At 31.8% G+C, this 7,341-nt stretch carries 8 protein-coding genes and 1 pseudogene; all 9 read left to right on the top strand.

Annotation, left to right across the window (positions count from 1 at the left end):
* Nucleotides 1-210: pseudogene (locus J7M77_RS03025) on the top strand (3-deoxy-7-phosphoheptulonate synthase); the annotation flags it as partial.
* 19 nt (nucleotides 211-229) lie between these two features.
* Complete coding sequence (gene aroB / locus J7M77_RS03020) at nucleotides 230-1,288, top strand: 3-dehydroquinate synthase (protein WP_296875863.1); 1,059 nt, start codon at nucleotides 230-232, stop codon at nucleotides 1,286-1,288.
* 1 nt (nucleotide 1,289) lies between these two features.
* Nucleotides 1,290-2,570, top strand: a complete 1,281-nt coding sequence (gene aroA, locus J7M77_RS03015) for a 3-phosphoshikimate 1-carboxyvinyltransferase (protein WP_296875861.1) — start codon at nucleotides 1,290-1,292, stop codon at nucleotides 2,568-2,570.
* A complete protein-coding gene (gene aroC / locus J7M77_RS03010) occupies nucleotides 2,548-3,618 on the top strand; it encodes a chorismate synthase (protein WP_296875860.1) in 1,071 nt (356 codons plus the stop codon). Before aroA ends, aroC begins: the two co-directional genes overlap by 23 nt.
* Before the next feature lie 3 nt (nucleotides 3,619-3,621).
* Nucleotides 3,622-4,740 carry a prephenate dehydratase gene (gene pheA, locus J7M77_RS03005; protein WP_296875858.1) on the top strand — a complete coding sequence of 373 codons (1,119 nt, stop codon included), beginning with the start codon at nucleotides 3,622-3,624 and terminating at the stop codon, nucleotides 4,738-4,740.
* A gap of 9 nt (nucleotides 4,741-4,749) precedes the next feature.
* On the top strand, nucleotides 4,750-5,247 hold the full coding sequence (locus tag J7M77_RS03000) for a shikimate kinase (RefSeq protein WP_296875856.1): 498 nt from the start codon (nucleotides 4,750-4,752) through the stop codon (nucleotides 5,245-5,247).
* Nucleotides 5,248-5,305: 58 nt separating this feature from the next.
* The gene (locus tag J7M77_RS02995) at nucleotides 5,306-5,728 is read left to right on the top strand and encodes a GNAT family N-acetyltransferase (protein WP_296875854.1); all 423 of its coding nucleotides are present in this window, start codon (nucleotides 5,306-5,308) and stop codon (nucleotides 5,726-5,728) included.
* On the top strand, nucleotides 5,725-6,861 hold the full coding sequence (locus tag J7M77_RS02990; RefSeq protein ID WP_296875852.1) for an exonuclease SbcCD subunit D: 1,137 nt from the start codon (nucleotides 5,725-5,727) through the stop codon (nucleotides 6,859-6,861). Before J7M77_RS02995 ends, J7M77_RS02990 begins: the two co-directional genes overlap by 4 nt.
* Nucleotides 6,851-7,341 (top strand): SMC family ATPase (locus tag J7M77_RS02985; protein ID WP_296875849.1); only part of this gene is annotated, 491 nt, incomplete at its 3' end. The genes J7M77_RS02990 and J7M77_RS02985, both read left to right, overlap by 11 nt.

The raw sequence follows: 7,341 nt of genomic DNA, 5'->3' as shown, positions 1-7,341 counted from the left end.
GATCCAAGCCATGCGGGAGGAAAATGGTGGTTAGTAGAACCGATGGCAAAAGCGGCAATTGCAGCCGGAGCCGACGGATTAATGGTCGAAGTACACAATAATCCAGAAAAGGCATTATGTGATGGACCACAATCATTAAGACCAGAGAAATATGAAAAACTGTTGCAACAAGTTAGTCAAATTGCTACAATAGTTGGTAAAAAATTATAAATGACAGGGAGATATAACGATGGATTTAATGGTATCTTTAAAAGAAAATAGTTATCCAATTTATATTGAAAATGGAATCTTACAAAAAAGTAATGAATATATAAAACAAATATTTAAAGGAAATAAAATCATGATTATTTCTGATGATCAAGTATATGGATATTATGGTCAAATGCTAAGTGATGTTTTAAGCCAGGATTATCAAGTTGATCATGTGTTAGTTGAACATGGGGAACAATCAAAACGATTTGATATTTTGCCATCGTTATATAAAGCCTTATTAGATTTTAAATTAACTCGAACTGATTTGATCATCGCTTTAGGTGGCGGTGTAATTGGTGATTTAGCGGGATTTGTGGCAGCAACATTTTTACGAGGAATTAAATTTGTACAAATTCCGACTTCACTGTTAGCTCAGGTTGATTCATCAGTAGGTGGTAAAGTAGCAGTTGATTTGCCAGAAGGAAAAAATTTAGTTGGGGCTTTCTATCATCCTAAAATGGTTTTAATTGACCCATTAACTTTAAAAACATTACCCGAACGGTTTATTTATGATGGCATGGCGGAAGTAATCAAATATGGTTGTATTAAAGATAAAAAATTATTTGAATTATTAGATAAATATCAGGATTTTAATGATTTATATCAAGATATTGATCAAATTATTTATCGTTGTGTTGATATTAAACGTGATGTTGTCGAAAAAGATCAGTTTGATTTTGGTGATCGTTTAGTTTTAAATTTTGGTCATACTTTAGGCCATGCCTTGGAACAATATTATCATTATGAAAAATATTCTCATGGTGAAGGTGTTGCTATTGGGATGGTCCAAATATGCAAAATAGCTGAAGCTAATAACATATCACCACAAGGAATTCATGAAACAATCGCTAAGCTTTGTCAAAAATATCATTTACCAGTTGAAAGTAATGTGGAAACCAAAAAATTAATGGCAGCGATCAGTCTTGATAAAAAGAATATTAATAAAAAACTATCGTTAGTCTTATTAAAAGAAATTGGTGAAAGTTATGTTTATCAAAGTGATTATAAATTAATTGAAGCAAAGGATCGGATATAAAATGACAGCAGTAAAAATTATACCAGCTAAATTAAAGGGAACGATTCAAGTTCCCCCTTCTAAATCATTAGCACATCGGGCTATTATTGCAGCTAGTTTGGCTAATGGAGTTAGCCGAATTGATAATATTGAATATTCTAAAGATATTCAGGCAACGATCAAAGCGATGGTAGCTTTAGGAACCAAAATAGATTTGTTTGATGATTACATTATTGTAGATGGTTCTACCACGTTTACTAAACAGGGATGTGAAATTGATTGTGAGGAATCAGGTTCTACGTTAAGGTTTATGGTTCCTATTTCCATCATAACAGCAAATCAGGTTCATTTTAGTGGACGCGGTAATTTAGGAAAAAGACCTTTAGATGTTTATTATCAAATATTTGAGCGTCAAGGAATTGAGTATACTTATCAAAAAGATGTTTTAGATTTAACAATTAAAGGTCAGTTAAAAGCCGATCATTTTAAAATTCCTGGTGATATTTCTTCACAGTTTATTACTGGATTATTGTTTGCTTTACCATTAATGGAGCAGGATTCTATTATTGAAATAACATCACCATTAGAGTCAAAAGGATATATTGATTTAACATTACAAATTTTAAATCAATATGGGATTAAAATTATTAATGATGATTATCGAATTTTTAAGATCGCCGGTAAGCAAAAATATCAAATTCATGATTATCGGGTGGAAGCGGATTTTTCACAAGCGGCATTTTTTTTAGTAGCTGGGGCTATAGGTAATGATGTCACTTTAACAGATTTAAATTTAGAGTCATTGCAAGGGGATAAGATGATCATTGATTATTTAAAAGCAATGGATGCTAATTTGCAAATAACTGATCAAGGAATCAAATTTAATGGTGGCAATTTAAAGGCAACAAGTGTAGATGCTAGTCAATGTCCTGATGTTATTCCGGTATTAAGTGTTGCTTTAGCTTTAGCTAAAGGCGAAAGTGAAGTTATTAATGCTAGAAGATTACGAATCAAAGAATGTGATCGTTTAGAAGCAACAGTAAGCCAATTGAATCAATTAGGGATAAAAGCAGTTGAGTTAAGTGATGGAATGAAGATTACGGGAAGTAAAGAATTTACGGGTGGAAACTGTTTAACTTATAACGATCATCGCATGGCAATGATGCTGGCAATAGCGGCAACGCGTTCCACGCAGCCATTAATTTTAGATAATTTAGAATGTGTAAGTAAGTCATATCCAAGTTTTTGGGAAGACTATCAATCATTAGGAGGCGTAATAGATGTCATCAACATGGAAAAATAAAATTGAAATTACTATTTTTGGTGAATCTCATGGTAAAGCAATTGGTGTAGTTTTAGGTAATTTACCTAGTGGTATAAAAATTGATTTGCAAGCAGTAGCCAAGGAAATGAAACGCCGCGCGCCAGGTCAGGATAAAATGTCAACTAGCCGTAAAGAAGCTGATCAGGTAGAAATCATCAGCGGTCTGCAAGATGATATTACAACTGGAGCCCCACTTTGTGGTATGATCTATAACAGTGATCAGCATTCTAAAGATTACTCATTATTAAAAGAAAAAATGCGTCCTGGACATAGTGATTATCCGGCTTTTGTTAAATATCAAGGGTTTAATGATGTTCGTGGCGGTGGTCATTTTTCTGGTAGAATTACAGCTCCGATCGTTTTTGCCGGAGCAATTGCTAAACAAATCTTGAAACAGCAGGAGATTTATATCGGTGCGCATATTTTAAGCATTAAAGATCATTATGATGAAAATTTCGATCAGCGCTTATCATTAGACACTTTAAATTATTTAAACAAACAACATTATCCCGTTATTAATCAAGAATGTTATGATAAGTTTGTTGATATTGTCGATAAAGCTCGTAAAAATTTAGATTCAGTTGGTGGTAAAGTAGAATGTGCAATCATTGGTTTACCAGCCGGATTAGGGGAACCATTCTTTGATTCAATTGAAAGTCATTTATCAAGTTTGTTGTTTTCAATTCCGGCGGTAAAATCAGTTGCTTTTGGAAATGATCATATTAGTGAGTTATATGGTAGTCAGGCAAATGACTGTTACTACTATGATCAAGATAATAGGGTTAAAACAACAACTAATAATAATGGTGGGATAACTGGTGGTATTTCTAATGGAATGCCAATCGTTTTTACGGTCGGAATCAAACCAACCCCATCAATTGCGAAGAAGCAAAATACAATTGATGTTAAAAATCACGAAAATACGACTTTAGAAATTAAAGGGCGCCATGATCCTTGTATTGTTTTTCGGGCAACAGTAGTAGTAGAAGCGATGGCAGCTTTAGCAATGTTAGATTTGGTGAGGTAGAAGATGAAAGATTTAAAACAATGTCGTAAAGAAATTGATGAAGTCGATTTACAATTAGTCAAACTGTTTGAAAAACGAATGAATCTAAGTAAAGAAGTAATTACTTATAAATTAGCTAATGATATGGAAATTTTCCAACCCGAAAGAGAACATCAGGTAATTGAAAAAAATGCTAATCGAATTGTTGATCCAGCCTTAAAAGAGTATGGTGCTAAATTTTTCCAGGATATCATGGATATTGGTAAAAGCTACCAGGCTAGTTTTATTCCTTTAAATGATCTTTATGATTTGAAAACGAAAAAAACTGAAAATATTAAAGTTGGTTATGCTGGGGTGCCTGGAGCATTTGCTCATCAAGCTATGTTAGAGTATTTTGGTGATGTTGATAATGTTAATTATATTAATTTTAAAGATGTCTATGAAGCTTTAAAAAATGATGAAATTGACTATGGCATCGTGCCTTTAGAAAATTCTTCAACGGGAGCAATTAATGATAATTACGATTTAGTTCGTGACTATGATTTTTACATCGTTGGTGAACATAGTGTTGCGATTACACAGCATTTATTAGCGAAAAAAGGAACACGGATTGAGGATATCAAAGATGTTTATAGCCATCCTCAAGGGATTTTACAATCGTCAAATTATTGGCTTGAACATCCGCAAATTACAGTTCATGATTATTCAAATACGGCAGCGGCAGCTAAATTTGTCAGTGAAAATAATGATAAATCAATTGGGGCGATTGCTTCTAAAATTGCCGCTAAAATATATGGATTAGATGTTTTACAGGAAAATATTCAAAATGAAAAAACAAATAATACGCGTTTTATTATTTTTTCAAAGCAATTAGAAGATCATCCCCTAACGGATCGGGTTAGCATTGTTTTTACACTTGAACACCAGGTGGGTTCTTTATATGGAATATTAAAGACAATCCGTGATCATCATATTAATTTATCACGAATTGAATCAAGACCAATCAAAAATAAAAACTGGCAATATTATTTTTATATTGATTTTGAAGGCAGTTTACATGATGATAATGTCAAACTAGCATTAGAACAAATGAAAACTAAATGCTTGACATTAAGAGTTATTGGTAACTATCAACATGCATAGGAGGATGCTATGAAAAATATTGTATTAATTGGAATCATGGGATGTGGTAAAACGACCATTTCCAAACTTTTAGCTGATCAATTAAAACGACCATTAATTGATATTGATGAATATATTGTTGAAAAGTACCAGCAATCCATCAATGATATGTTTGCTATTAGTGAAGCTTATTTTCGAAAAAACGAAACAGAATGTTGTAAAGATCTAGCAAGTCTTCAAGGACATATTATTTCTACTGGCGGTGGCGTTATTTTAAATGATCAAAATATTAAATATTTAAAAGAAAATGGAATTATCTTTTATATCGATAGACCAATTGTAAACATTATTGAAGATGTCCATGTTGCATCAAGACCATTATTACAAGAAGGACCACAAAAATTGTATGAATTAGATAAACAGCGCCATCAGCTGTATTTGGATGCCTGTGATCATCATTTAATTAATGATGATACTTTGCAAAGTATTACTGATAAAATTATTGCAATTGCAAATGATAACTGTTAATTAGTTATCATTTTTTATTATTGAGTATTTTATGTTATAATTTTGTATAGGTGATAACATGGAGTTAATTAAAGAAGCATATATAAAAGATAATTTACCAGCTAACTGGAAACCGTATTATATATTTTCAATACAAGTAAATAATCAAAAGGTTGGTAAAATTGTGTTAAGAAAAGGAACAATTGAAGAACGTTATTTTGATGGACATATTGGTTATAGTGTTGAAAAAAACTATCGTGGTCATGGCTATGCTTATTTAGCGACGGTAGAATTATTGCGGATAGCTAGAAAGATGGGCTTTAAAGAGCTGATCATTACTTGTTCGCCTGATAATTTGGCTTCTAAAAAAACAATTTTAAAATTACCGGTAAAATATTTAGAAACGGTTGTTATTCCTAGAAAGTATCATCAAAATTTTAAACCGGATGAACGGATTAAAGAAGTATATTTAATAGAATTAGAGAAAGGAAAGATAGAATGAGATTTGTACATATTGGGGATATCCATTTGGGTAAACTCTTGTTCCAGCAAAATTTACTAGAAGTTCAAGCGGATTTATTAGATCAAATTTGCGATTACTTAGTTGAACATAATATTGATGTTTTAATCATGGCAGGAGATATTTATGATCGTAGTGTTCCCAGCAATGAAGCAATTGATGTTTTAAATGATTTTTTAACGAAAGTTGTTTCAGTTTATCATAAAAAAGTATTAATGATTGCTGGTAATCATGATAGTGCCAGCCGGTTACAGTTTGCCAGTAAATTGTTGAAACAGGAAGGCTTATATATTGAAGCCTATCCACCAAAGACAATGGAACCAATTGTTATTGAAGACGTTAATTTTTATTTACTGCCATTTTTTAAACCATCATATATTCGGTTTTTATTTCAAGAAGAAAACTTGAATACTTATCATGATGCTTTTGCTTATTATTTAAGTAAACAAACTATCGATTATAATAAGACGAATGTGTTAGTTACTCATCAGTTTTTAGCTGGTGACAGTGCGGTAATTCAAAGTGATAGTGAAACAATCTTAAATGTTGGCGGTAGTGAAATTATAGGTGTTGATCTAGTTAAACAATTTGACTATGTTGCTTTAGGTCATTTACATGCCTCACAAAAAGTATTAAAAGAAACAATTCGTTATAGTGGCAGTTTAATGCCGTATTCTTTTGATGAAATCAATCGCCCTAAAAGCATTGTAGATGTTGAAATAGATAATAAAAAAGTATCTTATCAGCTTGTTAGTTTAAAACCTAAGGTAAAACTGGTCAAAATATCCGGCTATTTTGAAGATTTGATGGCTAATGATTATCAAGGCAATGATCACGATTATCTGGCTATTGAGTTATTGGATACATTGATCATTCCTAATGCAATCGATTTTTTACGAACTAAGTTTATTAATGTATTGCAAATATCATATCCATCTTTAAATAATCTAAATAATCAAAGTAATATTACAAAAGCTGATCAAGGTTATGAAAAGATGAATTCGCTTGAATTATTTGAACAGTTTTATCAAAAAATGAAAGGTCAACAGTTAAATGATCAAGCCAAGCAAATAATCAGTGATATTTTACTAGGAGGAAAAAAAGATGCTGCCTAAAAAACTAACTATGTCGGCCTTTGGACCATATCATAAATTAGTAACTATTGATTTTGATCATTTTATTCAAAACGGTTTATTTCTAATTACGGGACCAACTGGTTCGGGAAAAACAATGATCTTTGATGCCATTATGTTTGCTTTATACGGTGTTTCTAGTGGCAGTGAGCGTATTAGTGAACAATTTCGTAGTGATCAGGCCGATAATAAACGGGAAACTTTTGTTGAACTGGAATTTAGTTTGCATCAAGAAAATTATTTGATCAAACGATCTCCAAAATATTTATTACCTGGTAGAAAGACTCCTAAAGCACCGCAAGCTTTATTAACCATGCCTAATGGAAAGATAATTGAAGGAGTCAAAGAAGTAAACCAAAAAATAAAAGAATTATTAAGCATTGATGCCAATCAGTTTAAACAAATTGCAATGATTGCTCAAGGTGAATTTACAAAACTGATTTATGCCAGCAGTGAAGAAAG

The sequence above is a fragment of the Thomasclavelia sp. genome (genome assembly GCF_017889095.1).
Lineage (GTDB): Bacteria > Bacillota_I > Bacilli_A > Erysipelotrichales > Coprobacillaceae > Thomasclavelia.
The sequence above is the reverse complement of the archived record's forward strand: the minus strand, read 5'-3'. Positions and strand labels throughout refer to the sequence as shown.